A 26,661-nucleotide genomic window follows, 5' to 3' on the forward strand; every position below is an offset into this window, starting at 1 on the left:
CTTTTGTTTTTCTTTTTTTTTTTTTTTCTTTTCCCTTTTTCGTCCTCCTTCTTTTCGGGCGTCCCCACAGCGCCGACCCCCCGCCGCCCGACGCGAACTCGCGACTCGTTGCGCGCTGATGTCAGGTTACCTAGCGGTAGCTTGTCAGACTTTGCGCCTGGCGAAGAAGCGGTCCCCCGCCTTTTGCAGTTCGAGGTCCTGGCCGAAGGTTTTGGAGAGGTTCTCCTCGGTGAGGGTGTCTGCCAAGAGGCCTTGGGCGACGATCGAGCCCTCGCGCAGCAGGAGGGCGTGGGTGAAGCCCGGCGGGATCTCCTCCACGTGGTGCGTGACCAGCACCATCGCGGGCGCGTCCGGGTCGAGGGCCAGCTCGGACAGCTTCGCGACCAGGTCCTCGCGGCCGCCTAGGTCGAGGCCCGCGGCCGGCTCGTCGAGCAGCAGCATCTCGGGGTCGGTCATCAGCGCGCGGGCGATCAGGGTGCGCTTGCGCTCGCCCTCGCTGAGGGTGCCGTAGAGGCGGTCGGCGAGGTGCTCGATGCCGAGCGTGCCCAGCAGCTCGCGGGCGCGGTCGGTGTCCTGCTTGCCGTAGTCCTCGCGCCACCGGCCCAGCACGGCGTACCCGGCCGAGACGACCAGGTCGACGACCTTCTCGTCGGCGGGCACGCGGCCGTTCAGGGCAGCCGAGCACAGGCCGATGCGGGGCTTGAGCTCCTGGACGTCCGTCTTGCCCAGTCGTTCACCCAGGAGGTGGACCTTGCCCCTGGTCGGGTGCAGCTCGGCGCTGGAGAGCCGCAGCAGGGTCGTCTTGCCGGCCCCGTTCGGGCCCAGGACCACCCAGCGCTCGTCCAGCTCCACGCTCCAGTCGATGTTGCCGACCAGCGTGTTCTTCCCTCGACGGACCGACACGCCCGCCATGTGCACGACCAGATCTGTCACGTCGACGTCCGCCACGGCTCCATTCTTCCGAACGACCATCGGCGGGTCCTCCATCGGGGTGTCCCTCGGGACGAGCAACGGCACTGGGCCGCCTGTGTGAAGTCTCGAGTTTTATGTCGGTGTCGGATGCCAAGATCGGAGGCATGGCTACTCGACCCGAGTCCGAGGTGCTGGCAGGCCGTCCGTTCCCGCTGGGGGCGCACGCCGAGGCCGGCGGTGTCCGCTTCGCGGTGACGTCCCACGTCGCCGACGCGGTCGAGGTGTGCCTGATCGGCGACGACGGGGCCGAGAAACGGGTGGAGCTGACCGAACGGACGTTCGGCGTGTGGCACGGGCTCGTCCCCGGTGTCACGCCCGGCCAGAAGTACGGCTTCCGCGTGCACGGGCCGTACGACGCGGGCCGCGGCCTGCGCTGCAACCCGGCGAAGCTGCTGGTCGACCCGTACGCGCGGCAGATCACCGGCAGGATCACCGACCTGGAGGCGTCGCTCGGGTACGTGGGCGACCCGATGCACGGGCCGCCGTCGGCGGTCGACTCGCTCGGGAGCGTGCCGCTGTCGGTCGTGAGCTCGCCGGGCGGTGCCGCCACCGGGGTCAAGCCCGACGTGCCGTTCGAAGAGGCCGTCATCTACGAGATGCACGTCAAGGGCTTCACGAAGAACCACCCGGACGTCCCGGAGAGGCTGCGCGGCACCTACCTCGGGCTCGCGCACCCGGCCGCGGTCGAGCACCTCACGCGGTTGGGCGTGACGACCGTCGAGCTGCTGCCCGTGCAGGCGTTCCAGGACGAGCCGTCGCTGATCAGCAGGGGTGCCTGCAACTACTGGGGCTACTCGCCGCTCGCCTACTGCGCGCCGCACCCCGGCTACGCGAGCGAACCGGGCAACGAGGTGCAGGAGTTCAGGACGATGGTCGCCGCCCTGCACGCGGCGGGCATCGAGGTGCTGATCGACGTCGTCTACAACCACACCTGCGAGGGCGGGCCGGACGGGCCGACGCTCAGCTTCCGCGGGTTCGACGCGCCGGGCTACTACCTGCACGCGGGCGGCGGCAGCACGGTCGACATCACCGGCTGCGGCAACACGCTCGACCCCGGGTCGCCGCAGGTCGTGCGCCTGGTCACCGACTCGTTGCGGTACTGGGCGGACGAGATGGGCGTCGACGGGTTCCGGTTCGACCTCGCCTCGACCATGGGCAGGCCGGGCGGCGGGTTCTTCGACCGCGACTCGGCGCTGCTCACCGCCATCACGACGGACCCGGTGCTGTGCAGGGCGAAGCTGATCGCCGAGCCGTGGGACGCGACGGGCGACGGCTATCGCGTCGGCGACTTCGGCGTGCAGTGGGCGGAGTGGAACGGCCGCTACCGCGACACGGTCCGCGACTTCTGGCGCGGCCACACCTCGGTGCGCGACCTCGCCTACCGCCTCTCCGGCTCGTCCGACCTCTACGCGGACGACCTGCGCCGGCCGTGGCAGTCGATCAACTTCATCACCGCGCACGACGGGTTCACGCTGCGCGACCTGGTGTCGTACAACGACAAGCACAACGAGGAGAACGGCGAGCAGAACCGCGACGGCACGAACGACAACCGCTCGTGGAACTGCGGGGTCGAGGGCGAGACGGACGACCCGGAGATCCTCGCGCTGCGCACCAGGCAGGCCCGCAACCAGCTCGCGACGCTGCTGCTGTCGACCGGCACGCCGATGATGGTGGCTGGCGACGAGATGTGGCGCACCCAGGGCGGCAACAACAACGCCTACTGCCTCGACAACGACGTGTCGTGGGTCGACTGGACGGAGACCGAGGCCGGCAAGGCGCTACTCGGCTTCACCCAGCGGCTGATCGACCTGCGGGCGTCCTCGCCCGCGCTGCGGCAGCCGGAGTTCTTCGAAGGCCGCACCACGCCCAGCGGCAACCCGGACCTCGTGTGGTTCCGCCCGGACGGCCGCGAGATGGCCGAGACCGACTGGTTCGACGAGAGCCGCCGCACGCTCGGCATGTTCATCGACGGCTCCAACTGCCTGTCGCGCACGCGCGACGGCGAGCTGGTGTCGGACGACTCGTGGCTGCTGCTGATGCACGCCGGCGCGGAGGCGATCACCGTGACGCTGCCGCACGAGCGGTACGGGCCGTCGTTCGAGCCGTTCCTGGACACGACGTCGGCGGACGGCTCGCCCGCCGCCCCCGGTTCGCTGGCGCCGCGGGCGAAGGTGGAGGTGCGGGCGCGGTCGCTGCTGTTGCTCCGGGTGCCCCGCTGATCACCTGGTGGACGCTCTAGCCACTCTCCGAGAACGTCTGGCACCATCACGGCGTGCTGGTCTACTCCTGGACTGACCGCGCGATCGACCTCGTCCTCGTGGCGTCGTGCGGGTGTAGCTCGACGCGACGCGTGCGCTGACCAGCGCTCCGCGTCGCGTCTTGATCGCTACCCCGTACCGACGTGGCCTTCAGGAGCGAGCCGGTGACCTCGACGTTTGCCGACCAAGATCAATTCGACCTGCACCCGGCGCTGGACGACCAGCTGCTGCGTGACGTGATCCACCCGTCCCGATCCCTGTGGACGCCGCGCGAGCTGCGCGACCTCACCTCCTACGTGGCGAGCGAGCTCACGACCGGGCTGCTCGCCATCCTCGACTACACGCCGGAACGCCGCTGGTGGGCGCGTCTCGGCCTGACCGAGGGCGTGGAGCTGTGGCTGCTGTCGTGGTTGCCGGGCCAGGGCACCGAGCCGCACGACCACGGCGGCTCCGCCGGGTCGTTCACCGTGCTGACCGGCAGGCTGCGGGAGGACTACCGCTACCCGGCGGGCCCGGTCCGCTCGGCCGTGCGCGACACCGGTGACGCGCTGGGCTTCGGCTCCGGCCGCGCGCACCAGGTGGTGAACCCGTTCGACGTCCCGGCCGCCACCGTGCACGCCTACTCGCCGCCGCTGGTGCCGACGCGCGAGTACGCGTCGCTGCTCGACATCCCCGACTCCATCCCGCCGCTGCCCGCCCAGCGCCTGCCGCTGTCCGAGCTGCGCCGGCTGGCCGACCAGGAGGGCCCGTGAGCAAGGTCGACGCGATTCTGGAAGAGGCGCGCTCGCACCTGGTGCGGCTCGAACCGCACGAGCTGCACGGACTGGCGGACGCGCTGGTCGTCGACATCCGGCCCGCGCACAACCGGCTCGCCGAGGGCGAGATCGAGAACTCCGTGGTGGTCGAGCGGATCGTGCTGGAGTGGCGCCTCGACCCGGTGGGCGACTGGCGGCTGCCCGGCTTCACCGCCGACACGACCGTCGTCGTGGTGTGCAACGAGGGCTGGGCGTCGTCGCTCGCGGCACGGGACCTGCAGCGGATCGGCCTCGCGAACGCGACGGACCTCGTCGGCGGGTTCCGGGGCTGGCGGGCGGCGGGGCTGCCGGTGGTGCGGGGCGGGTCGCAGCCGGTCGTGTGACGGGGCCCGTCTCAGCTGGCGCACGGGTGCGACCGAACGCGGCGTGGAACCGCTCCCGCACAGGTAGCGTCTGGAGACCGTGACAGTTGTGCGCTGGGTCGTCACGGCCCTGGTGGTGGTCGGCACGATCGCCTGGACCCTCTCCGGCTTCCTCCTCGGCCTGACGGGGGCGTTCGTCGGCCTGCTGCTGGCGTTGACCGCCCCCCAGGCGGGTCTCGCCCTCGGTGCCGTCCTCTTCGGACTGCGGATCACGCACGTGATCATCGGCATCGGTGGTGAGGTCAAGTCCTGGACCTGGACGAACCGGCGGGTCGTGCTGCGCACCATCCCCGTGCTCGCCACCATCGGCATCACCGGCCTCAAGCCCGGCGTGCGGCGGCGGACCGTCCTCACCGGAGCGTTCGCGATCCTCTTCTGCGCCGTGGTCGTGGCGCTCACCTGGCTCGCCGTCGGCTCGGCGTTCGGCAAGGGCATGGCGCTGGCCGCCACGGCGTGCTTCCTGCTTCAGCTCGTGCCGGTCGAGGGCGCCGGCAACACGAGCCTCGGCTGGTTCGTCTTCACGCTGCCGAAGCTGTCCGGGCGGCCGCTGGCCGAACTGGAGGCGCGGCCGCGCGTGCTGGCGGGCATGGACGCCTACCACCGCGGCGACATCGACGAGGCCGAGCGGATCTACGACGAGGTGGTGGCGGACCACCCCGACCTGCTCACGGTGGTCGGGCTCAAGGTCGTCACGACGTGTGCGCGCGAGCGGTACCTCGAGGCGCTGCAGACCGTGCTCGGGCTGAACGGGCGGACGGACCTCGGCCAGCGCGAGCTGGCGCTGATCATGGCCACCACGGCCGGGATCGCCGTGCAGGCGGTGGAGGCCGGGCAGTTCCCCGCCGAGGTGGGGCTCGAGACGGCCCGCAGCATGCTCGGCAACGCCTACGAGGCCGGGTACCCCAAGCACCGGTCGAACGGGACGCTGGCGGTCATGGCGCTGATCGAGGGCGACACCGCGAAGGCCAGGCAGCTCGCCGGGTACGCCGCCGAGTCGAGCGAGACCGCGCCCGGCCGCGCCGACGACCTCATCACCATCGCGCGGGCGTGGATGGCGGACGGCAACAACGCGAAGGCCCGCGAGTTCGCGGCCGAGGCACACGAGCTCGCGGGCTGGAACCCGCGGGTGGCGGCGACCCGCGCCAGGCTGGAGATCAGCTGACCGTCAGGTCAGCCGGACCAGCGGGAACCGGTCAGCCGGGGAAGCCCGGCGTGTTGTTGCCGTTCCCGCCCGTGTTGCCCGCGCCGACGTTGTTGCCGTCGCCGCCGTTGCTGTTGCCATTACCGCCGTTGTTGTTGTTCCCGACGTTGTTCCCGTTGCCTCCGAGGTTGCCCGATCCGTTCACGTTGCCGTTGCCCGGAGTCCACGGGTTGTGCGACAGCGCCGTGATCGAGATCGGGCCCACCAGCTGCGTGTCCAGCACATCACGGCTCGGCGAGGGAGCGGCGTGCGCGGTCGACGCGAACAGGCCCATGCCGGCGATTGCGGCACCGAGGACAATTGCCTTCTTGATCATCTGCGTTTTTCCGTTTCTCAGAGCAGCGGATCGAGCAATTGCAGATTAACCACAACTCGCGGGCAAAAACGAACCAGTAGCCCCATTGTGTGTTTCCCGAAAAAACCTTGGACTGCGGCAAACGGGTGACCGCGCAGCTCATGCCACTATTCCTGTCCGAAACGAATACTACGCACCGCACACGAGGAAGGGCCCGTCACCGAGACCGGTGACGGGCCCTTCACACCCCTCGTGAGGTCAGTTCTGCACGGGCAGGCCGGGCAGCCCCGGCAGGCCGGGCAGGGTCGGGAGGCCACCGGGAGGTGCCGGCAGGCCGCACTTGGTCAGGAGGTCGGTGACGGTCTTGAGCAGCGTCGTCAGCAGGGTGGTGAGCTTGCCGACGTCCGGCAGGCCACCTCCGACCGCACCCAGGACCGTGCCACCCAGGCCCGCGACGGACGAGATCAGGTTCAGCACGACCGGCAGGCACTTGTCGACGGGACCGACGTAGTCGGCGGCCTTCACCGGCAGCGGCACGGGCACGCTCACGGGCGGTGTCGGGAGACAGCCCGAGTTCTGCATGGCTGTCACGAGGCCGAGCAGGTCACCGACGAGCGGTGTCACCGCGCCGACGTTCGGCAGCGGGAGCAAGCCGGTGACGGTCTTCTTCAGCTTTCCGGCGAGGTCCTGGACGAGTCCGGCACAGGCCGCTGGGAGTTGTGGGGCTGCGGGTGCCGCGCTGGCAGCCGGAACCGATGAGGCGGTGAACAGAGCGGCGACGAGCGAGAGTGCGGCAATCGTTTTCTTCACGGCTACCTTCTTCCTCAAACGCGAATGCGCAATTCACTGGGAACCACACCGCAATTCCCCCATAGAAATCCGATGTGATTCATTCCACACCTGGAGCGTAAGCCCGTGCGGAGACCCTCACCAGCGGAAATCAGGAATTCACCCGCTTGAAAAAGGACTCATTCATCTGAGGGAAGACGTTGGTGGGTGCTCACGCCTGAGCGAGGTCACGAGGAGTGTTCGGGCAGCGCGGAAGACGAACACATCAGGGCATCCAGTCCGCCTGTGACAGGCGAACCGGATGCCCTGGGTCGATCTCGTGAAACGGTCAACCAGCGTCAGCCGGCCAGCACGACCCTGCCGAGCTCCGCCGGAGAGGCCAGCAGGCCGTGCCTCGGGAGCACGCGCACCGTGTAGCCGAGCGCTCCGGCGTGCGGCAGCGGCACCTCGGCCTCGTAGTTGCCGTTGCCCGCGTAGTTCATCGGCGCGGTCACGACGTCCCTGAGCTCGTCGGAGTCGTGGGACACCTTGCCGAGCACGACCTGGACGTCCACTTCGGACGGCTCCAGGCCCGCGAGCTCGACCCGCGCCCGCACCATGACGGGCGCGCCCAGCACCGGCACGGACGAGCCGCCGAGCACCAGGTCGCTGTCGAGCACCCGCACCCGCGTCCAGGACGCGCGCAGCCGGTGCCGGTACGAGGACAGCTCCTTCGCGCCCCGGTAGCCGTCGCCGACCACGTTCTGGGCCGACGCGGCGGCCGGCGCGTAGTAGGTCTCGACGTACTCGCGGACCATGCGCGAGGCCTGCACGACCGGGCCGAGCGAGGCCAGCGTGTGCCGGACCATCGACAGCCACCTGGTCGGCACGCCGTCCTCGCCGCGGTCGTAGAACAGCGGCGCGACCTGCTGACCGAGCAGCTCGTAGAGGGCGTTGGCCTCCAGGTCGTCCCGCCGGACCGGGTCGTTGATCCCGTCCGCGGTCGGGATGGCCCAGCCGTTCGAGCCGTCGTACAGCTCGTCCCACCAACCGTCGCGAATGGACAGGTTGAGGCCGCCGTTCAGCGCGGACTTCATGCCGGACGTGCCGCACGCCTCGAGGGGACGCATCGGGTTGTTCAGCCACACGTCGCAACCCCAGTACAGGTACCGGGCCATGGACATGTCGTAGTCGGGCAGGAACACGATCCGGTGCCGCACGCCCGCCTCGTCGGCGTAGCGCACGATCTGCTGGATCAGCGCCTTGCCGCCGTCGTCGGCCGGGTGCGACTTGCCGGCGACGACGAGCTGCACGGGCCGTTCGGGGTGCAGCAGCAGCGACCGCAGCCGCTCCGGATCGCGCAGCATCAGCGTGAGGCGCTTGTAGGTCGGCACGCGCCGGGCGAAGCCCACGGTCAGCACGTCCGGGTCGAAGACGCCGTCGGTCCAGCCGAGCTCCAGCGCCGACGCGCCGCGCTGCAGCCACGACTCGCGCAAACGCCTGCGGACCTCGGTGACCAGGCGGCCGCGCAACGTCGACCGCAGCTCCCACAGCCCCGAGTCGGTGACCGGCTCGAACGTGCCGACGCCGAAGCTCGACGTCTGGTTGTCCGCTTCGGACGCACCCAGGAGCTTGCTCATCTCGGCCGCGGCCCACGTCGGCCCGTGCACGCCGTTGGTGACCGACCCGATCGGCACCTCGGTGGCGTCGAAGCTCGGCCAGAGGCCCCGGAACATGTCCCGGCTGACCTCACCGTGCAGTTTGGACACGCCGTTCGCGCGCTGGGCGAGCCGCAGGCCCATGTGCGCCATGTTGAACATGCCGGGGTTGTCCTCGGCACCGAGCGCGAGGATGCGCTGGGTGTTCACGCCGGGCACGAGGTTCTCGGCGCCGAAGTAGTGCTGGACCAGGTCGACGGGGAAGCGGTCGATGCCGGCGGGCACGGGCGTGTGCGTCGTGAACACGGCACCGGCGCGCGCGGCCGTGAGCGCCTGGTCGAAGTCGAGGCCGTCGTTGGTGATGTACTCGCGGATCCGCTCGAGGCCGAGGAAGCCGGCGTGGCCCTCGTTGGTGTGGAAGACCTCGGGCTGCGGGTGGCCGGTGAGCTCGCAGAACGTGCGCACGGCGCGGACGCCGCCGATGCCCGCGAGGATCTCCTGGCGGATGCGGTGGTTCTGGTCGCCGCCGTAGAGGCGGTCGGTGACCCCGCGCAGGTCGTCGTCGTTCTGCTCCACGTCGGAGTCGAGCAGCAGCAGCGGGATGCGGCCGACCTGGGCCTTCCAGATCTTCGCGCGCAGCATCCGGTCGCCAGGCATCGCGACGTGCACGAGCAGCGGCAGCCCGGACGGCTCGGTCAGCAGCTCGAGCGGCAGCCCGCGCGGGTCGAGCACCGGGTAGTGCTCGATCTGCCAGCCGTCGAGCGACAGCGACTGGCGGAAGTACCCGGACCGGTAGAGCAGGCCGACGGCGATGAGCGGGACGCCCAGGTCGCTGGCCGCCTTGAGGTGGTCGCCGGCGAGGATGCCGAGGCCGCCCGAGTAGTTCGGCAGCGCCTCGTGCACGCCGAACTCCATCGAGAAGTAGGCGACGCTCGTCGGCAGCGGCGTGTCGGGTGCACCGTGCTCCCTGCGCCCGGCGATCTCGTCCTGGCGGCGCTGGTACCAGCGCGGACCGTCGACGTAGCGCTCCAGGTCGCTCGCGAGCGCGTGGAGCTTGAGCAGGAACTGTTCGTCTCTCGCCAGTGACTCGAGACGCCCCGCGTCGACGACGGAGAGCAGGCGCAGCGGATCGCCACCCACCTCGGACCAGACACGGGAGTCGATCGAGGCGAAGAGGTCCTGCGTGGGCGGATGCCACGTCCAGCGCAGGTTGGTGGCGAGCGTGCTCAGCGCGGACAAGGGCTCCGGAAGGCTGGCTCGGACGGTGAACCGGCGAAGTGCTCGCATGACGAGGCAACTTACCTGCCGCCCTCCGGGGGCTGACAACGTTCCCGGTCAGACCTGCAACGACTTGCAGAACCGGTCAAGACGACCAGGGCCGTGAGCTGGCCTGACGCGCGAGCGGTGCCGCGAGGTTCACCCGGGAAGGTGCCACGCCGGCAGGTGGCCGCTTCGAGGTCCGGCGTCCGGCGGGCTCACGGCGTCACCTCGTGGGTGTGGGTGATGAGCAGCTTGCCGTCGCGGACCATCAGATCGAGCCGGTGGCGCACGAACGACACGTCGTGCTCGGCCGCCCCCGGCAGGCGCAGCGTCAGGTCCAGCTCGACGGCGTAACGGTCGTCCTGCGCGGTGCTGCTGACCACGGGCTCGCCGTAGATCGCGACGACGTCGTACTGCTTCCAGAACCGGTCGTCGTCCCCCTCGGCCGGCCGGTACTCCGGCGCCCAGTCCTGCCGCGCACCGGCCGTGTCGCGCGGCAGCTTGGCGAAGTGCTGCTGGATGAAGGCGTCCACCTCGGCGGTGGTGAACGCCGTCTTGGGCGTGCTCTGCTGCTGGGACGTGCCCTGCTGGGACGTGCTCCGCGTCGTCGACGAGCCGTAGTCGGAGCCGGTGACGGACCGGTCGCGGTCCAGCACGAACGTGGCCGTCAGGACGACGGCGACGAGCACCACCGCGACGACGGCGGCGGCCAGGACCCCGGTCAGGCGGCTCCTCGTGTCGGTGAGCGCGGTCAGCTCAGCGGCGACCTCGGCGGCGCTCGGCCTGGCCGCGGGCTCGATCGCGAGCAGCCTGGCCAGCAGCGGTGTCAGGGGCCCCGACCGGGTGGGCGGCACGACCTGGCCCGTGGAGATCTTGTAGAGCAGGCCGAAGTCGTTCTCGACCCGCCCGAACGGCGGCTGCCCCTCGGTCATCGCGTAGAGCGTCGCCCCGAGCGAGAACATGTCCGCCGCGGGGTCGGGTGCGGCGCCGCGGGCCAGCTCGGGCGCGAGGTAGGCGAGCGTGCCCGCCAGCGCGCCCGTCCTGGTGACCGACGCGTCGCCCGCCGACCGGGAGATCCCGAAGTCCGTGATCTTGACGACGCCGTTGTCCCCGATCAGGACGTTGCCGGGCTTGATGTCCCGGTGGACGACCCCCGCCTGGTGGGCGGCGGCGAGCGCGACCGCGATCTGCGCGCCGATCCGCGCGGCCTCCTCGGGTGGCAGCGGCCCCCGCTCCTTGAGCACCGCCGACAGGCTGCGGGACGGCAGGTACTCCATGACCAGGCACGGCCGGCCGTCCTCGACCACGACGTCGAAGACGCCGATGGCGTTCGGGTGGTGCAGCCTGGCGGCGATCCTGCCCTCGCGCATCGCCCGCAGGCAGGCCTCCTCGACCTGTCTCGGCGGCAGGTCGGGCAGCAGCAGCTGCTTGATGGCGACCTCGCGCTCCAGCAGCCCGTCACGGGCGCGCCACACGACGCCCATCGCGCCGCTGCCGAGGCGTTCGAGCAGTGCGTACCGATCGGCGACTGTCTGCACGGCTGCGCAGGCTACAAGCAGCGGCGGCGCCGGCGGGTGGTTTCGCGCGTCTCAACAGCGGCCCCGCGCCGCCGGTCAGCCCTTCTGCTCGCCCGTGATCAGCAGTTTCTCGCCCTTGCCGGAGATCTCCAGCGTGTGCTCGACCGTCGTGGCCTTGTCCGAGTCCTTCTCGGTCAGCTCCAGCGCCTGGGTGACGTCGAACGTCCCGTCGTCGTTCGCCGACACGACCGGGTTCCCCTTGGCGACCACCTTCGAGTACTGGCCCCAGAACTCCTTCTCCGAGGCGAGGCCGGGCGCCTGCTTCGGGTCCCAGTCCGCACGGGCGCCCTCGACGTTGGCCGGCAGCTTCGCATAGTGCTTCTTCACGAAGTCGACCACCTGGGCCTGCGAGAACTTGGTCGGCGGCTTCGACGACGACGTCGGCTTCGACGGCGGGGTGCTCTGCGAGGTCGGGGGCTTCTGGGTCGTCGTGGTGGGCTGCGCGGTCGGGGTGGGCTCGTCCTCGGTGGTCTGCTCCGTGGTCTTCGTGGTCGACGGGCCGGGGCTCGCGTTGTCGTCGTCACCGATGCCCTGCACGAGCAGGTAGAGGAGACCGGCCACCAGGGCCACGCCCAGCACGGCGGCGGCGATCGCGAGGCCGCGGTTCTTCTTCGGCTCCGGCTCGTCCCGGTAGTCGTCGCGGTAGTCGTCGTCGTAGGTCGCCGGCAGCGGAGCCGGCGGCCTCGTGCGCGGCGGCGCGGTGCGCGGGCCCTGCGGCGGCACCGTGCGCGGGCCCATCGTGCCGGGGCCGGCGGCGCCCATCACGGCGGTGCCGGCCGGCGGGGTCATCGGGCGCGGCGGGATGACCTGGGTGGCCGGGACCGGCACGCCCGCGGCGATCGCCTTCAGCTCGGCCGCCGCCTGGGCCGAGGTCGGGCGCTGGGACGGCTCGTTGGCGAGCAGCCTGGTCAGCAGGCCGGTCAGCGGGCCGGAGCGCATCGGCGGGCGGGTCTCCCCGCGCGCGACCTTGTAGAGCAGGCCCAGGTCGTTCGTGCTCTTGCCGAACGGCGGCTCGCCCTCGGTCATCGCGTAGATCGTCGCGCCGAGCGAGAAGACGTCCGACGGCGGCGCGGGCTCGGCGCCGCGGGCCAGCTCCGGCGCGAGGTAGGCGGGGGTGCCCGCGAGCATGCCGGTCTTCGTCACGGCCACATCGCCCAAAGCTCGCGAAATGCCGAAATCGGTGATCTTGACGGCACCCTCGCGTCCAATGAGGACGTTGCCGGGCTTGATGTCGCGGTGGACGATGCCCTTCTCGTGGGCGGCGGCGAGCGCACCGGCCGCCAGCGCCCCGATCCGCGCGGCCTCCATCACCGGCAGGGTGCCGCGGTCGCTCAGGATCGACGAGAGGTTGCGGGACGGCAGGTACTCCATGACGAGGCACGGCTTGCCGTCCTCGACCACGACGTCGTACACCGCGATCGCGTTCGGGTGCTGCAGGCGCGCCGCGATGCGCCCCTCGCGCATGGCCCGCTGGACGGCCTCGTGGAACTCGTTCGGCTGAACTTCGTTGAGAAGAAGCTGCTTGACAGCCACGTCCCGGTGCAGGAGTTCGTCCCGTGCACGCCACACGACGCCCATCGCTCCGGCGCCGAGCTGGTCGAGCAGGACGTAGCGGTCGCCAACCTTGTTCACGCGGGCACGGTACCCGTTAGCACCCTCGTAACCCTGTGAGTATCACGGAAACGGTCCACTGGAGAGCTCACGGACGAGGCGCGTTTGTGGCCGAGAGACTCTGGACACGCGTGCGCTTCGAGGTGTGCGATCGGACTCGATTGGGTACGGATTCAGAAGGTGCAACCCGCTGACAAGCGGCTTGATCGGCCAAGGCAGGATTACAGGCGACGCGGACCGACACGGCGGAAGGGCGCTGCCGATGAGTGGACGGCTCGGTATCGACGATGTTTCCCCGGTGGTGTCGGCTGGCAGATATCCAGCCAAAGCCGTTGTGGGAGAACACGTTCCGGTGGAAGCCACGGTGTGGCGCGAGGGACACGACAGACTCGCGGCGACGGTCACGTGGCGCGGGCCGGAGGACCGGGTCGCTCGCCAGACGCGCATGCGCGAGGTCGGGGTCGGCCTCGACCGCTGGGGCGCGACCGTCGTCCCGGACGCCGAGGGCGCCTGGACGTTCCGCGTGGACGCGTGGAGCGACCCCTGGGCGACGTGGAACCACGCCGTCGAGGTGAAGATCGCCGCCGGGCAGGGCCCCGGTGATCTCGCGAACGACCTGGAGATCGGCGCCCAGCTGCTCGACCGGGTGGCGAGGCGCCCCGATCGACGGCAGGAGCGAGCACTGCTCACGACCGCGGCGACCGCGCTGCGGGACGCCGACCGGCCGCTGGCCGAACGCGTCGCACCCGCCTTCGCCGACGACGTGCAGAAGATCATGTTCGAGCACCCGGTGCGCGAGCTGGTCACCAAGGGCAGGACGCACAAGATCTGGTGCGACCGGAAGAAGGCCGCGTACGGCTCCTGGTACGAGTTCTTCCCGCGCAGCACCGGCGGGATCGACGAGACCGGCCAGGCGGTGCACGGCACGTTCGCCACGGCCACCAAGGAGCTCGACCGCGTCGCCGCCATGGGCTACGACGTCGTCTACTTCCCGCCGATCCACCCCATCGGGCGGGTCAACCGGAAGGGCCCCAACAACACGCTCGTCGCCGGCCCCGAGGACACGGGGTCACCGTGGGCGATCGGCGCGGACGAGGGCGGCCACGACGCGATCCACCCGCAGCTCGGCACGATCGAGGACTTCGACGCGCTCGTCGCGCGGGCGAAGGACCTCGGTCTGGAGATCGCTCTCGACTTCGCGCTGCAGTGCGCGCCGGACCACCCGTGGGTGCTCAAGCACCCGGAGTGGTTCACGCAGCTGCCCGACGGCACGATCGCGTACGCCGAGAACCCGCCGAAGAAGTACCAGGACATCTACCCGATCAACTTCGACCTCGACCCGCAGGGCCTCTACCACGAGGTGCTGCGCGTGGTGCTCTTCTGGGCCGAGCACGGGGTGCGGATCTTCCGGGTCGACAACCCGCACACCAAGCCGCCGGACTTCTGGATGTGGCTCATCTGGAAGGTCAAGGAGGTCTACCCGGACACGCTGTTCCTGGCGGAGGCCTTCACCCGGCCGGCGCGGCTCTACGGCCTGGCCAAGCTCGGCTTCACCCAGTCCTACACGTACTTCACATGGCGGACGGGCAAGCAGGAGCTGGTCGAGTTCGGCGAGGACCTCCGCGACCACTGGGACGAGGCGCGGCCGAACCTCTTCGTGAACACGCCGGACATCCTGCACGAGTCGCTGCAGCACGGCGGCCCCGCGATGTTCGGGCTGCGCGCGGCCCTCGCGGCCACGCTCTCCCCCACGTGGGGCGTGTACAGCGGCTACGAGCTGTTCGAGCACCAGGCCGTGAAGCCCGGCAGCGAGGAGTACCTCAACTCCGAGAAGTACCAGCTGCGGCCCCGCGACTACGCCCGCGCCCTCGCGGACGGGCGGTCGCTCGAACCGTGGTTGCGCAAGCTGAACCACATCCGCAAGGCGCATCCGGCTCTCCAGCAGATGCGCACGCTGCAGTTCCAGCACGTGGAGAACGACGCGCTGGTCGCCTACTCCAAGCGCGACCCGGAGTCGGGCGACACGGTGGTCGTCGTGGTCAGTCTCGACCCGCACAACGCGCAGGAGGGGACGTTGTACCTCGACCTGCCCGCACTCGGGTTCGACTGGCACGAGCGGGTGATCGCGCACGACGAGGTCACCGGCGAGACGTGGGACTGGGGTCAGGCCAACTACATCCGCCTCGAACCCTGGCGTGCCACCGCGCACGTCGTGAGCCTGCAGCGCCGATTCAGCTGATCAACCGCACAACCCCCGGACGAGGTGGGCATCATGGTCGACGACTCCCGTCCCGACGCTGCGCTCGGGCTGGAAGGGATTCCGCACACCGGCGAGGCCATCGACGACGACGGCATGCTGGTCGAGCCCCAGGCCGAGGACTTCAGGTCCGCGAAGCCGGCTTCGGCGAACCCGAGCTGGTTCAAGGGCGCGGTCTTCTACGAGGTGCTGGTCAGGGCGTTCAGCGACTCCAACGGCGACGGGACGGGTGACCTCAGAGGTCTCGCGTCGCGCCTCGACTACCTGGAGTGGCTGGGCGTCGACTGCCTCTGGCTGCCGCCGTTCTACGCGTCGCCGCTGCGCGACGGCGGCTACGACATCAGCGACTTCCGGGCGGTGCTGCCGGAGTTCGGCACCGTCGAGGACTTCGTGTACCTGCTGGAGGAGGCGCACCGGCGCGGGATCCGGGTGATCACCGACCTGGTGCTCAACCACACCTCGGACGCGCACCCGTGGTTCCAGCAGTCCCGCCAGGACCCGACGGGTCCGTACGGCGACTACTACGTGTGGAGCGACGACGACTCGCGCTACTCCGACGCGCGGATCATCTTCGTCGACACGGAGTCGTCGAACTGGACCTACGACCCGGTGCGCGGGCAGTTCTTCTGGCACCGCTTCTTCAGCCACCAGCCGGATCTCAACTACGAGAACCCGGAGGTGCAGGAGGCGATGCTCGACATCCTGCGCTTCTGGCTCGACCTCGGCATCGACGGGTTCCGCCTCGACGCCGTGCCGTACCTCTTCGAGGAGGAAGGCACGATCTGCGAGAACCTGCCGCGCACGCACGAGTTCCTGAAGAAGTGCCGCAAGGTCGTCGACGACGAGTTCCCCGGCCGGGTGCTGCTCGCCGAGGCGAACCAGTGGCCGTCGGACGTGGTCGAGTACTTCGGCGACCCGGAGATCGGCGGCGACGAGTGCCACATGGCGTTCCACTTCCCGCTGATGCCGCGGATCTTCATGGCGGTGCGGCGCGAGTCGCGGTTCCCGATCTCGGAGATCCTGGCCCAGACGCCCGCGATCCCGGAGAACGCCCAGTGGGGCATCTTCCTGCGCAACCACGACGAGCTCACGCTCGAGATGGTCAGCGACGAAGAGCGCGACTACATGTACTCCGAGTACGCCAAGGACCCGCGGATGAAGGCGAACATCGGCATCCGCCGACGGCTCGCCCCGCTGCTGGAGAACGACCGCAACCAGCACGAGCTGTTCACCGCGCTGCTGCTGTCGCTGCCCGGCTCGCCGGTCCTCTACTACGGCGACGAGATTGGCATGGGCGACAACATCTGGCTCGCCGACCGCGACGCCGTGCGCACGCCGATGCAGTGGACACCCGACCGCAACGCGGGCTTCTCGTCGTGCGACCCCGGCCGGATCTACCTGCCGGTGATCATGGACCCGGTCTACGGCTACCAAGGCCTGAACGTCGAGGCGCAGCTCAACAGCTCGACGTCGCTGCTCAACTGGACCCGGCACATGATCGAGGTGCGCAAGCAGCACCACGCGTTCGCCGAGGGCGACTTCAGCGAGCTGGGCGGGTCGAACCCGAGCGTGCTCGCGTTCAAGCGGCTGTGGAAGCGGCCGGACGGACGTGAGGACATCGTGCTCTGCGTGAACAACCTGTCGCGCTTCCCGCAACCCGTCGAGCTGGACCTCTCCGAGCACCGCGACTACACGCCGCTGGAGCTCACAGGAGGTGTCAAGTTCCCCGCGATCGGGGAACTCCCGTACCTGCTGACCCTCCCGGGTCACGGTTTCTACTGGTTCCAGCTGGTAGAGGCAGGCGACGACAGCGAGATGAGGTGAAAGCGTGACCGACCCCCACGAGCTGGTCGACAAGCTGGTCGCCTCTCTGCCCGATCTGCTGCCCCACGCCAGGTGGTTCGGCGGCAAGGACAAGCCGATCACGGCCGTCCGTCCACTGAGGACGACGGTCGTGGACGGCGACCTGGTCCACGTGATCATCGAGGTGGAGCAGCCCGGCCGCACCGAGAACTACCAGGGCGCGCTCAGCCTGGGCACCGGTGCCTGGGACGTGCTGCTCGACCCCGAGCACAACGGCGTGCTGCTCGACCGCATCGCGTCCGGGCACGACGTGGACGGCATCGTGTTCGCGCACGAACCGGGCACCGAGCTGCGCACGGGCCTGCGCGGGCGGCCGATCGGCGTGGAGCAGTCCAACACGTCGCTGATCTACGGCCAGCAGTACATCCTGAAGATCTTCCGCAAGCTCGCGCACGGCGAGAACCGGGACCTGGTCATGCACCGGGCGCTGCGGTCCGTCGGCTGCGAGCACATCGCCCAGCCGCTCGGCTCGATCTCGACCGAGCTGAACGGCGAGGCCGTCACGCTCGCGATGCTGCAGGAGTTCCTGCCGGACGCGGTCGAGGGCTGGGACATGGCCAAGACCTCGGTCCGCGACCTGATGGCCGAGGCCGACCTGCACGCGTTCGAGGTGGGCGGCGACTTCGCCGGGGAGGCCCAGCGACTGGGCCACGCCGTGGCGAAGGTCCACGCCGACCTGGCGGAGGCCCTGGGCACGCAGATCGCCGACGAGGACGCGATGGAGCGGGCCATCGCGGGCATGCAGCGCCGCCTGGGCGAGGTCGCCGAAGCCGTGCCGGAGCTCGCGAAGTACGAGGAGCCGTTGCGCGCCGCGTACGAGCAGGCGCGTGAGCACATCGGACAGATCTCCATCCAGCACGTCCACGGCGACCTGCACCTGGGCCAGGTGCTGCGGACCGTGCACGGCTGGCTGCTGATCGACTTCGAGGGCGAGCCGGCGGCGGACGTCGCCGAACGCAACGCGCTGCGCTCGCCGTTGCGCGACGTGGCGGGGATGCTGAGGTCGTTCGACTACGCGGCCAGGCAGCTGCTCGTCGGCCAGCCCGACGACGACCAGCTCGCCTACCGCGCGATGGAGTGGACGAAGCGCAACCGGGCGGCGTTCTGCGACGGCTACGCCGAGGTGGCGGCCGACCCGCGGGACGACGCGCTGCTGTTGCGCGCGTTCGAGCTGGACAAGGCGGTCTACGAGGTCGCTTACGAGCACGCCAACAGGCCGGAGTGGTTGACGGTTCCCCTGTCGTCGATCGCCCGGATGACTTCTGGAGGAGACTAAGCCGTGAAGGCCGACCTGGACCGACTCCTGTCAGGTGCGCACCACGACCCGCACTCGGTGCTGGGTGTGCACACCGTCGGCGACCAGGTGGTGGCGCGGGCGCTGCGGCCCGGCGCGACGTCGGTCGCCGTGTCGTGGGGCGACAAGCAGGTCGAGCTGTCGCGCATCGCGGACGCGCTCTTCGAGGGCGAGCTGCCCGAGGCGCCCGGCGACTACCGGCTGCTGGTGTCCTACGGCGACCACACCGTCGAGGTCGACGACCCGTACCGGTGGCTGCCGACGGTCGGCGAGCTGGACCTGCACCTGATCGGTGAGGGCCGGCACGAGCGGCTGTGGGACGTGCTGGGCGCTCACGTCCGTTGCTACGAAACGCTTTCCGGTGACGTCAGCGGTGTCTCGTTCGCGGTGTGGGCGCCCAACGCCCGCGGCGTGCGCGTGACGGGCGACTTCGACGGCTGGGACGGGCGCGCGAACCCGTTGCGCTCCATGGGTTCCAGCGGCGTGTGGGAGGTGTTCCTCCCGAACGTCGTGGTGGGCACGCGGTACAAGTTCCGCATCCTCGGCCAGGACGGCGTGTGGCACGAGAAGGCCGACCCGATGGCGTTCGCCACGGAGCTGCCGCCGCAGACCGCCTCGGTCGTCACGCGGTCCGAGTACCAGTGGCAGGACCAGGAGTGGGAGGCCCGGCGCGAGGCCACGCAGTGGGCGAACGCGCCGATGTCGGTCTACGAGGTGCACCTCGGCTCGTGGAAGCCCGGCCTGGGCTACCGCGAGCTGGCCACCGAGCTCGCGGACTACTGCGAGGACATGGGCTTCACGCACGTCGAGATGCTGCCCGTCGCGGAGCACCCGTTCGGCGGGTCGTGGGGCTACCAGGTCACCTCGTACTACGCGCCGACCTCGCGGTTCGGTTCGCCCGACGACTTCCGGTACTTCGTGGACACGCTGCACCAGCGCGGCATCGGCGTGCTGGTCGACTGGGTGCCCGCGCACTTCCCGAAGGACGCCTGGGCGCTCGCGAAGTTCGACGGCACGCCGCTCTACGAGCACGCCGACCCGCGCCGCGGTGAGCAGCTCGACTGGGGCACGTACGTCTTCGACTTCGGGCGCAACGAGGTCCGCAACTTCCTCGTCGCGAACGCGCTGTTCTGGATCGAGGAGTTCCACCTCGACGGGCTGCGCGTGGACGCCGTCGCGTCGATGCTCTACCTCGACTACTCGCGGCCGGAGGGCCAGTGGCTGCCGAACGAGTTCGGCGGGCGCGAGAACCTCGACGCGGTGCGGTTCCTGCAGGAGCTGAACGCGACCGTCTACAAGCGCCACCCCGGCGTCGTGATGATCGCCGAGGAGTCGACGGCGTGGCCGGGCGTCACGCGGCCGACGCACCTGGGCGGGCTCGGGTTCGGCTTCAAGTGGAACATGGGCTGGATGCACGACACGCTGCACTACCTGTCGCGCGAGCCCGTGCACCGGTCGTTCCACCACAACGAGATGACGTTCTCGCTGGTCTACGCGTGGAGCGAGAACTTCGTGCTGCCGCTCTCGCACGACGAGGTGGTGCACGGCAAGGGTTCGCTGTGGACCCGGATGCCGGGCGACGACTGGAACAAGGCCGCCGGCGTGCGGTCGCTGCTCGCGTTCATGTGGGCGCACCCCGGCAAGCAGCTGCTGTTCATGGGCGGCGAATTCGGGCAGCAGCAGGAGTGGTCCGAGTCGCGGTCGCTCGACTGGCACCTGGTCGAGCACGACACGCTGCACCGGGGCATCCAGAACCTGACCCGCGACCTGAACGCGGTCTACAAGAACGCGGCGGCGCTGTTCTCGCACGACGTCACGCCCGAGGGCTTCCAGTGGATCGACGCGAACGACTCCGGCGGCAACGTGCTGTCGTTCGTGCGCATCGGTGAGGACGGCTCGCAGCTCGTGTGCGTGGCGAACTTCGCCGGGATGCCGCACCACGACTACCGGGTCGGGCTGCCGGCCGGTGGGCGGTGGAAGGAGCTCGTCAACACGGACGCGTCGCACTACGGCGGTTCCGGCGTGGGCAACCTCGGCGGAGTCGACGCGGAGGCGCGGCCGTGGCACGGACGCCCGTACTCCGCGCTGCTCCAGCTGCCGCCGTCGGCCGTGTTGTGGCTGGTCCCGGAGGTTCCCGGGGTGCTGGGCGAAGCAGACTGAGACGTCCGTGCCGGTGCGGGCGCACGTCCGCACCGGCACGGCTCCAGCCGGGTGAACCTGATCAGCCCGCCGCACGTTGGCATGGGTATGCGCCTGACTTCGACGAGTAGGACGCCCTTCGAGCCGACCGGCAGGCACAATGGACTCATGCGGCTCCGGAGCATCGCGCTGATCCTCGCCACCGCCCTGCTCGCGGTGGGCTGCACCGCCGAGGTACCGGGGCGCCCGCGTGCCGTGAAGGTGGTGAAGAAGGAAGCCTCCACCGAGACCATCCAGGTGCGCGGCACGGACAACGGCCCGATCGACAAGCTGGCCGCCACCGCGCTCACGGACATCGACGACTTCTGGAAGGACTCGTTCCAGAAGACGTTCAACAAGTCGTGGAAGCCGCTGACCGGCGGTTACTACTCGGTGGACACGTCCGACTCGACCGCCAAGCCGCCGCCGTGCACGCAGAAGGCCGCGGACGTGGAGGGCAACGCGTTCTACTGCCCGGCCGCCGACGCGATCGCGTGGGACCGCTCGTCGTTGCTGCCGGTGCTGCAGGACCGCTTCGGCGAGGCCGCGGTGGTCGTGGTGCTGGCGCACGAGGTGGGCCACGCCGTGCAGAACCGCATGGGCATCACGCCGGAGGCCGAGCGCCGCGAGCCGGAGAAGTACCCGACGATCCTCACCGAGGCGCAGGCCGACTGCTTCGCCGGCTCGTTCGTGCGCAACGTGACCGACGGCAAGTCGCAGCGCCTCGACATCGGCGCGGACGCCCTGGACAAGGCGCTGAACGCGTTGATCACGTTCCGCGACCCGGTGGGCACCTCGCCGGAGGACGAGCAGGCGCACGGCAGCGCGTTCGACCGCGTGGCGGCGTTCCAGGACGGCTACGAGCAGGGCACGAAGTTCTGCGCGGCGATGACCGTGCAGAACCGCAAGTTCACCCAGCGCGCGTTCACGAACGTCCGCGACCGGGCCAACGGCGGCAACCTGCCGTTCGACGAGATGCTCCAGTCCGTGACGCCGGACCTCGACGGCTACTTCAAGGGCCTGGCCACCGCCGCCGGCAAGAACTGGCCGTCGCCACGCGCCGAGGCCACCCAGACCGAGCCGGACTGCTCGGGTGACCAGGGTCCCGTCGCGTACTGCCCGTCCGACAAGACGATCAAGATCGACACCAAGGACGAGCTGCCGGGCCTGCACAAGACCTACGGCGACTACGCGACCGGCACGTTGATCGCGACCAGGTACGCCATGGCCGAGCTGGCCGCGCTGGGCAAGCCGACCGAGGGCGAGGACGCCTCCGCGGCCGCCCTGTGCCTGGCCGGCGCGTACACGGGCGCGGTGTTCCAGCGCCAGGACGGGTTCGGGCTCTCGCCTGGTGACTTCGACGAGGCCGTGACCGTGCTGCTGCTGTTCGACTACGCGGCCCGTGACTCGAAGGGCGGGGACGCGGTCGACCCGGGGTTCCAGCGGGTGGCGAAGTTCCGGGAGGGCGTGTTCGAGGGCCCGAAGAGGTGCGGGCTCTGACTCGTACCGTCCGTCGTCGTCCCCACCGGAACGGGTGGTTTCCGGTATATCCGTTCGGGTAAAAACCGCGGCACTCCGGCAAATGTCGTAGTGCGCTCCTACCGTCAGAAGTGCGAGTGCTCCGCCACATCCACTTCTCTCGACGGAGGTTCTCATGAAGAACAGCGTGCTGAAGATGGCAGTCGTCGGCGCCACGGCGTTCATCGCGGCGGTGGGAGGCGCCACGGCCACGGCGTCGGCCGCTCCCGCGAGCCCGGCCGTGGTGGCGCCGGGTAGCGCGTTCGTGCAGGCCGTGCACTTCACCGCCTACGACGGTCTGGGCCGGCCGATCGCGGGCTATGACGACAACGACGACACCTTCAGCATCCGCTACTACTCGGACGGCGGCAGCCGCTGGAGGTGGAGCACCGGCTGCGACTTCTACTACGACGCCGCCGGGAACCTGCTCGACACCCAGTGCCTCTAGCCCGCTCCCCGAGGCCCGTCTACCGCGGTTCGGCGGGCGGCTGGGCCGTCTCCACGTAGATCCGCGCGCCGGGGATCTTCAGCGTGCCGCCGATCAGGTCCGTGTTGCGCACCGTGACGTCGGTGAACACCGCGAACGGCACGTTCAACGGCGGCGGGCTGGCCGCCGTGTAGTCGACCGGGATCTTGATGCCGAGCAGGTCGAGGTTGCCCTTGAGCTGCACGGTGTAGAGCTCGATCCGCCCCGGTGACACCGTGGAGGTGCTGCCCGGCCGTGCCGCGGTGACGAGCTTCTGGCCCGGCGAGATCTCGGCGGTCTGCACCAGGTCCTTGATCTTCATGTCGCCCGCGGTGAACTTCAGGACCTTGATGAGCTGCCCGTTCACCAGCGCGTCGACGACACCGGCGTAGTTCAGCCCGCCCAGCTCCAGCCGGGACGCCGTCAGGGTCCACTCACGCCCTCCGGCCGCCACCGGGGCAGGGGCCGGTGGCGGGGTCGACGGTGCCGGGGACGCGGGCGGTTCGGTGCTGGACGGGGTCGTCGGCGCGGTGGGCGACGACGCCGGCGGCGCGGTGGTGCTCGGCGGGGTCGAACTGACCGGCGGCTGCTCCGAGCTCGTCGTCGGCGCCGGTGAGGACGGCGACGAGGGTGGCTCGGAGCTCGACGGCGGCTGCAGCGCGAGGACCGCGACCATCGCGACCGCGGCCAGCGGCTGTGGTCGCATCATGTGGGTTGGACCCTCTGGGTCGTGTCCGGCTCCACGTCCTGGGGAGCGTCCCCGGGGTCGTCCCCGGAGAGGTCGTCGAGGCTCTTCGCCTTCTTGGGCTTCTTGGGCTCGTCGGTCCACGCGACGGCGAGCGCGCCGCCGAGCAGGCTGAGCAGGGTGCCGATGATGAAGCCGCCGAAGTTGGTCACGACGAGCGCGACCAGCGCCATCAGCACCGTGACGATTCCCGCCGCGAGCCGGAACCTGGGCTGCCACCACAGCGACGCCGCGCAGATCAGCAGCACCACGCCGATCAGCAGGGACGAGATGCCGCCGAGGGTGCTGGCCGAGATGACCGCCGCGCCGAACTTCAGGTTGGAGAACGGCGGGAGCAGGATGAGGACGGCGCCGGGGAAGACGAACAGGCCGGCCCAGAAGGGCCGGCCGCGCCGCCACGCCGTGAAGCGTCGCCAGGTCCTCAGAAACACTCTTGCTTCCCCTGGCGGATGGTCAGGTTCATGTTCTTGAACCTGATGGTCTGGGCCGTGGTGGACCAGGCGGTCTGCTTGAGCCCGGTGATGTTCGCCGAGTCGGCCTGCAGCCCGAACGAGCCCGGCAGCCCCCGCAGGTTCTCCGGTCCCTTGTTGACCTTGTTCGCGTCGACGCCGATCTCCGGGTTGCCCAGCGTCAGGTCACCCGAGAGGTCGGTGAGGTTCACGACCAGGTTGTCGGCCGACATGCCGCCGGCGCCGTCCGCGGTGATCCGGAGCGTGATGTCACCGACGATCGGCATGTTGGCGACGAACACCGACTGGCAGAACTTGTCGAGCGTCGCCGTCTTGAAGCCGCTGACCGCGACCACGTGCACCTGTCCCGCACCCGCGTCCACTCCGCCGAACTGGACGAATCCCTGGCCCGTCAAGCTGTCGGAGGAGACCTTGAAGTTGGTGCCGGACACCGCGAACGAGGCGGCCAGCGCTCCCTGGGACATGCCGAAGAGGAGGGCACCGACACCCACGGTGCCGATCCCGAACACCCCGACGAACCGTGCCCAGCGCGTTCTACCCATACCGGCGAACTCCTTCCACACTGAAGGCCTGCGTGGGACGGACTGTGCGCCCGAACAAACCCCAGGACAATGGAAACGAGCCCGCGCAGTCTTGAAATCACCCCTGGGGGTGAGCGATTTTCACGTTCGGCCGCAGGTCCTTGCGACACCCTCCTCACACCCACTTAGTAGTGTTCCCGGGCATGGGGATCGGACGAATCGCCGTCGCAGTGGTCGCGACCGCAGCACTGGCTGCCTGCTCCTCCGTCGTCGAGGGCGACGCGAAGGGCGAGCGCCCCGACCCCACCAAGGTCGCGGGCCTGGAGATCTCCAACGGCCCGTCGGGCCCGAAGCAGGGCGTGCAGGACGCGGACCTGCCGGTGGAGAACGGCGACGGCGGCGAGATGGACCGCCTGGCCATCAACACCCTGGCCGACGTGCAGGACTTCTGGAAGCTGGAGTTCCCGAAGGCGTTCATCGGCAAGAGCTTCGAGCCGGTGAAGCGAGTCATCTCCTACGACTCCAACGGCAAGGGCGTCGAGGTCTGCAAGCTGAACACCGCGGGCGTCGCCAACGCGTTCTACTGCGCACTGGACGACAGCATCACCTGGGACCGCGGCGAGCTGCTCCCGATGCTGAAGGACTCGTTCGGCCCGATGGCCGTGGTCACCGTCCTCGCCCACGAGATGGGCCACGCCGTTCAGTACAAGCTCGGCCAGGCCTCCAACATCGGCCCGAACACCCCGTCGATCGTCAAGGAGCAGCAGGCCGACTGCTACACCGGCGTCTACATGCGCTGGATCGCCGAGAACAAGTCGAGGCACTTCGAGCTCTCCACCGGCGAGGGCCTGAACCAGGTCCTGCAGACGATGTTCTTCATCCGCGACTCCGCCGGCACGTCCTTCGAGAAGCAGGGCGCCCACGGCAGCGCGTTCGACCGCGTCTCGGCCTTCCAGTTCGGCTTCACCCGAGGCGCCGTCCGCTGCGCCGAGATCAACGAGGCCGAGATCGACAAGCGCATCACCGAACGCCCCTTCTCCCTCTCGGACAAGGACGAGGGCCAGGGCCGCGGCAACGCCGACCTCCGCGACCCGCGGTACCTCCAGGCCCTGGAGGAGTCGCTCAAGGACGCCTACAAGTCGAGCGGCGCCGCCTTCCCCGCCTTCGACAGGGCCGGCATCAAACCCTGCGCCGACGCCCAGGCCACCTCCCCCGCCACCTACTGCCCGGCGGTGAACCAGCTCCAGCTGGACCTCCCTGCCCTGCTGAAGGTGAGCTTGCCCCCGAAGAAGGGCACGAAGGGAGGCCTGGGCGACTTCGCGGCCTTCGCCGTGGTCGCCTCCCGCTTCTCCCTCTCCATCCAGCACGCCACGGGCTTCAAGCTGGACGACGACGCCGCGGGCCAGCGCACGGCCTGCCTGACAGGAGCCTGGGCAGGCCTGACCAACCGCCCGGACGCGGCAGCGGGCCTGCGCCTGTCCCCGGGAGACCTGGACGAGGCAGTGGCCGAGCTCCTGGCCGACGGCAGCCTGATCGCGGCCGACGTGAACGGCAAGGCAGTCCCCTCCGGCTTCGCCAGGGTGGAAGCCTTCGGAGACGGCTTCTTCCGAGGCCTCTCCTTCTGCGTGAAGAAGTACTCGGTTTGATCGGACATCGACGCCCGTCGATACTCGGCGGGTGCTGACCGAAGAAGCCGCGAAGTACGCCTCGTGGTTCGCAACGCTGTCCGACCCGACCAGAGTCCGCCTGCTGCACCACGTGGCCTCCTCACCAACCCCGGTGACGGTGGGCGAACTGACCACCCTCCTGGGCGTGAGCCAGTCCACCTGCTCCCACCACGTGCGCAAACTGGCGGAAGTCGGCTTCCTGCACATCCAGCGAGAGGGCACCACCACCCTCGTCACGGTCAACCCGGCCTGCTGCACAGGCCTCCCCCACGCAGCAGACGCCGTGATGGGCGCCCTCACCACAGGCACCCTGACCCCGGCCCCGAACGTCACAGTCCGCCCCATGACCCAGGACGACTGGCCAGAAGTCCGCCGCATCTACGGCGAGGGCATAGCAGCAGGCAACGCCACCTTCGAAACCGAAGTCCCCTCCCGCCGCACCCTGGAGTCCAAGTGGCTCCCGGACCACCGCTGGACAGCCGAGGTGGACGGCGACCTGGCAGGCTGGGCAGCAGCCACCCCCGTATCCGCCCGCGAGTGCTACGCCGGCGTGGCCGAGACGTCGATCTACGTCTCCGACGCCCACCAGGGCAAGGGCGTGGGCAAAACCCTGCTGCACCACCAAGTAACAGCAGCGGACAAGGCAGGCCTGTGGACCCTGCAAGCGGTGATCTTCCCGGAGAACAGGACCAGCATCGCGCTGCACCGCAGGGCAGGCTTCAGAACGGTGGGCCTACGAGAACGAATCGCCCAGCACCACGGCAAGTGGCGAGACACAGTGCTGCTGGAACGCCGCGCCTAAAACGCGAAGCCGAAGGCGAGCCAAGCGATGGCGAAGCCGAGCAGTGAAAGCTTGAAACAGAAGGTTCCGGTGGGGTGGTCCCGTCACGAGCCGTGGCACAGCA

Annotated in this window: 21 protein-coding genes; 12 read left to right on the forward strand and 9 right to left on the reverse strand. The window is 69.7% G+C overall.

What is annotated here, in order from left to right; all coding sequences use genetic code 11:
* Positions 1 to 144 precede the first annotated feature (144 nt).
* Positions 145 to 972: an ABC transporter ATP-binding protein gene (locus ACFWV3_RS31940; protein WP_382416705.1), complete on the reverse strand. Its 828-nt coding sequence runs from the start codon at positions 970 to 972 to the stop codon at positions 145 to 147.
* Between the two features lie 104 nt (positions 973 to 1,076).
* On the opposite strand from ACFWV3_RS31940, the gene glgX reads away from it, so the two are divergent.
* The 4 genes from glgX to ACFWV3_RS31960 all read left to right on the forward strand — a co-directional run bounded on the left by glgX (position 1,077) and on the right by ACFWV3_RS31960 (position 5,569).
* Positions 1,077 to 3,191, forward strand: a complete 2,115-nt coding sequence (gene glgX / locus ACFWV3_RS31945) for a glycogen debranching protein GlgX (protein ID WP_382416707.1) — start codon at positions 1,077 to 1,079, stop codon at positions 3,189 to 3,191.
* A 203-nt stretch (positions 3,192 to 3,394) separates the two neighbouring features.
* The gene (locus ACFWV3_RS31950) at positions 3,395 to 3,982 is read left to right on the forward strand and encodes a cysteine dioxygenase (RefSeq protein WP_382416709.1); all 588 of its coding nucleotides are present in this window, start codon (positions 3,395 to 3,397) and stop codon (positions 3,980 to 3,982) included.
* Positions 3,979 to 4,368, forward strand: coding sequence for a rhodanese-like domain-containing protein (locus ACFWV3_RS31955; RefSeq protein ID WP_382416711.1), 390 nt, complete (start codon positions 3,979 to 3,981; stop codon positions 4,366 to 4,368). The genes ACFWV3_RS31950 and ACFWV3_RS31955 overlap by 4 nt, the downstream gene beginning before the upstream one ends.
* A 79-nt stretch (positions 4,369 to 4,447) precedes the next feature.
* Positions 4,448 to 5,569, forward strand: a complete 1,122-nt coding sequence (locus tag ACFWV3_RS31960) for a tetratricopeptide repeat protein (RefSeq protein ID WP_382416713.1) — start codon at positions 4,448 to 4,450, stop codon at positions 5,567 to 5,569.
* A gap of 31 nt (positions 5,570 to 5,600) precedes the next feature.
* Here the strand turns inward: ACFWV3_RS31960 and ACFWV3_RS31965 are convergent, their stop codons facing one another.
* From ACFWV3_RS31965 to ACFWV3_RS31985, 5 genes are all read right to left on the reverse strand, one after another.
* Positions 5,601 to 5,924 (reverse strand): hypothetical protein, encoded by a 324-nt coding sequence (locus tag ACFWV3_RS31965; protein ID WP_382416715.1) that lies wholly within the window; start codon positions 5,922 to 5,924, stop codon positions 5,601 to 5,603.
* Between the two features lie 237 nt (positions 5,925 to 6,161).
* A complete protein-coding gene (locus tag ACFWV3_RS31970; RefSeq protein ID WP_382416716.1) occupies positions 6,162 to 6,713 on the reverse strand; it encodes a hypothetical protein in 552 nt (183 codons plus the stop codon).
* A 317-nt stretch (positions 6,714 to 7,030) separates the two neighbouring features.
* Positions 7,031 to 9,616 (reverse strand): alpha-glucan family phosphorylase, encoded by a 2,586-nt coding sequence (glgP, locus tag ACFWV3_RS31975; protein ID WP_382416718.1) that lies wholly within the window; start codon positions 9,614 to 9,616, stop codon positions 7,031 to 7,033.
* 188 nt (positions 9,617 to 9,804) lie between these two features.
* Entirely contained in the window at positions 9,805 to 11,127 is a 1,323-nt protein-coding gene (locus ACFWV3_RS31980; protein ID WP_382416720.1) for a serine/threonine-protein kinase, read from the reverse strand.
* Positions 11,128 to 11,202: 75 nt separating this feature from the next.
* Positions 11,203 to 12,798 carry a serine/threonine-protein kinase gene (locus tag ACFWV3_RS31985; RefSeq protein ID WP_382416722.1) on the reverse strand — a complete coding sequence of 532 codons (1,596 nt, stop codon included), beginning with the start codon at positions 12,796 to 12,798 and terminating at the stop codon, positions 11,203 to 11,205.
* Positions 12,799 to 13,039: 241 nt separating this feature from the next.
* Here ACFWV3_RS31985 and ACFWV3_RS31990 point away from each other — a divergent pair, with 241 nt between their 5' ends.
* The 6 genes from ACFWV3_RS31990 to ACFWV3_RS32015 all read left to right on the forward strand — a co-directional run bounded on the left by ACFWV3_RS31990 (position 13,040) and on the right by ACFWV3_RS32015 (position 22,335).
* Complete coding sequence (locus tag ACFWV3_RS31990; RefSeq protein ID WP_382416723.1) at positions 13,040 to 15,016, forward strand: alpha-1,4-glucan--maltose-1-phosphate maltosyltransferase; 1,977 nt, start codon at positions 13,040 to 13,042, stop codon at positions 15,014 to 15,016.
* A 33-nt stretch (positions 15,017 to 15,049) separates the two neighbouring features.
* Complete coding sequence (treS, locus tag ACFWV3_RS31995) at positions 15,050 to 16,858, forward strand: maltose alpha-D-glucosyltransferase (protein WP_382416725.1); 1,809 nt, start codon at positions 15,050 to 15,052, stop codon at positions 16,856 to 16,858.
* Between the two features lie 4 nt (positions 16,859 to 16,862).
* Positions 16,863 to 18,173 carry an aminoglycoside phosphotransferase gene (locus ACFWV3_RS32000; protein WP_382416727.1) on the forward strand — a complete coding sequence of 437 codons (1,311 nt, stop codon included), beginning with the start codon at positions 16,863 to 16,865 and terminating at the stop codon, positions 18,171 to 18,173.
* A gap of 3 nt (positions 18,174 to 18,176) precedes the next feature.
* The gene (gene glgB, locus ACFWV3_RS32005) at positions 18,177 to 20,351 is read left to right on the forward strand and encodes a 1,4-alpha-glucan branching protein GlgB (RefSeq protein ID WP_382416729.1); all 2,175 of its coding nucleotides are present in this window, start codon (positions 18,177 to 18,179) and stop codon (positions 20,349 to 20,351) included.
* 147 nt (positions 20,352 to 20,498) lie between these two features.
* A complete protein-coding gene (locus ACFWV3_RS32010; RefSeq protein ID WP_382416731.1) occupies positions 20,499 to 21,869 on the forward strand; it encodes a neutral zinc metallopeptidase in 1,371 nt (456 codons plus the stop codon).
* Positions 21,870 to 22,023: 154 nt separating this feature from the next.
* Positions 22,024 to 22,335 (forward strand): hypothetical protein, encoded by a 312-nt coding sequence (locus ACFWV3_RS32015; RefSeq protein WP_382416733.1) that lies wholly within the window; start codon positions 22,024 to 22,026, stop codon positions 22,333 to 22,335.
* Between the two features lie 19 nt (positions 22,336 to 22,354).
* Here the strand turns inward: ACFWV3_RS32015 and ACFWV3_RS32020 are convergent, their stop codons facing one another.
* Genes ACFWV3_RS32020 through ACFWV3_RS32030 form a run of 3 tightly spaced genes read right to left on the reverse strand, consistent with a single transcriptional unit; the run spans position 22,355 to position 24,110 of the window.
* Entirely contained in the window at positions 22,355 to 23,062 is a 708-nt protein-coding gene (locus ACFWV3_RS32020) for a hypothetical protein (RefSeq protein ID WP_382416735.1), read from the reverse strand.
* Positions 23,059 to 23,529 (reverse strand): DUF6114 domain-containing protein, encoded by a 471-nt coding sequence (locus ACFWV3_RS32025; protein WP_382416737.1) that lies wholly within the window; start codon positions 23,527 to 23,529, stop codon positions 23,059 to 23,061. The genes ACFWV3_RS32020 and ACFWV3_RS32025 overlap by 4 nt, the downstream gene beginning before the upstream one ends.
* Entirely contained in the window at positions 23,520 to 24,110 is a 591-nt protein-coding gene (locus ACFWV3_RS32030) for a DUF6230 family protein (protein WP_382416739.1), read from the reverse strand. The genes ACFWV3_RS32025 and ACFWV3_RS32030 overlap by 10 nt, the downstream gene beginning before the upstream one ends.
* Before the next feature lie 182 nt (positions 24,111 to 24,292).
* On the opposite strand from ACFWV3_RS32030, the gene ACFWV3_RS32035 reads away from it, so the two are divergent.
* Together ACFWV3_RS32035 and ACFWV3_RS32040 are read left to right on the forward strand one after the other, a co-directional pair.
* Positions 24,293 to 25,735: a neutral zinc metallopeptidase gene (locus ACFWV3_RS32035; RefSeq protein WP_382416740.1), complete on the forward strand. Its 1,443-nt coding sequence runs from the start codon at positions 24,293 to 24,295 to the stop codon at positions 25,733 to 25,735.
* A gap of 31 nt (positions 25,736 to 25,766) precedes the next feature.
* Positions 25,767 to 26,558 carry a helix-turn-helix domain-containing GNAT family N-acetyltransferase gene (locus ACFWV3_RS32040; RefSeq protein ID WP_382416742.1) on the forward strand — a complete coding sequence of 264 codons (792 nt, stop codon included), beginning with the start codon at positions 25,767 to 25,769 and terminating at the stop codon, positions 26,556 to 26,558.
* Positions 26,559 to 26,661: the final 103 nt, after the last annotated feature.

It is taken from the genome of Lentzea sp. NPDC059081 (genome assembly GCF_042738015.1).
Classification (GTDB): Bacteria; Actinomycetota; Actinomycetes; order Mycobacteriales; family Pseudonocardiaceae; genus Lentzea.

Bases quoted from the DNA above. Each gene is read 5' to 3' on its own strand.
- ACFWV3_RS31940 (WP_382416705.1), bottom strand. From the start codon at position 972: ATGGTCGTTCGGAAGAATGGAGCCGTGGCGGACGTCGACGTGACAGAT.
- glgX (WP_382416707.1), top strand. From the start codon at position 1,077: ATGGCTACTCGACCCGAGTCCGAGGTGCTGGCAGGCCGTCCGTTCCCG.
- ACFWV3_RS31965 (WP_382416715.1), bottom strand. From the start codon at position 5,924: ATGATCAAGAAGGCAATTGTCCTCGGTGCCGCAATCGCCGGCATGGGC.
- glgP (WP_382416718.1), bottom strand. From the start codon at position 9,616: ATGCGAGCACTTCGCCGGTTCACCGTCCGAGCCAGCCTTCCGGAGCCC.
- ACFWV3_RS31990 (WP_382416723.1), top strand. From the start codon at position 13,040: ATGAGTGGACGGCTCGGTATCGACGATGTTTCCCCGGTGGTGTCGGCT.
- treS (WP_382416725.1), top strand. From the start codon at position 15,050: ATGGTCGACGACTCCCGTCCCGACGCTGCGCTCGGGCTGGAAGGGATT.
- ACFWV3_RS32010 (WP_382416731.1), top strand. From the start codon at position 20,499: ATGCGGCTCCGGAGCATCGCGCTGATCCTCGCCACCGCCCTGCTCGCG.
- ACFWV3_RS32015 (WP_382416733.1), top strand. From the start codon at position 22,024: ATGAAGAACAGCGTGCTGAAGATGGCAGTCGTCGGCGCCACGGCGTTC.
- ACFWV3_RS32020 (WP_382416735.1), bottom strand. From the start codon at position 23,062: ATGATGCGACCACAGCCGCTGGCCGCGGTCGCGATGGTCGCGGTCCTC.
- ACFWV3_RS32030 (WP_382416739.1), bottom strand. From the start codon at position 24,110: ATGGGTAGAACGCGCTGGGCACGGTTCGTCGGGGTGTTCGGGATCGGC.
- ACFWV3_RS32035 (WP_382416740.1), top strand. From the start codon at position 24,293: ATGGGGATCGGACGAATCGCCGTCGCAGTGGTCGCGACCGCAGCACTG.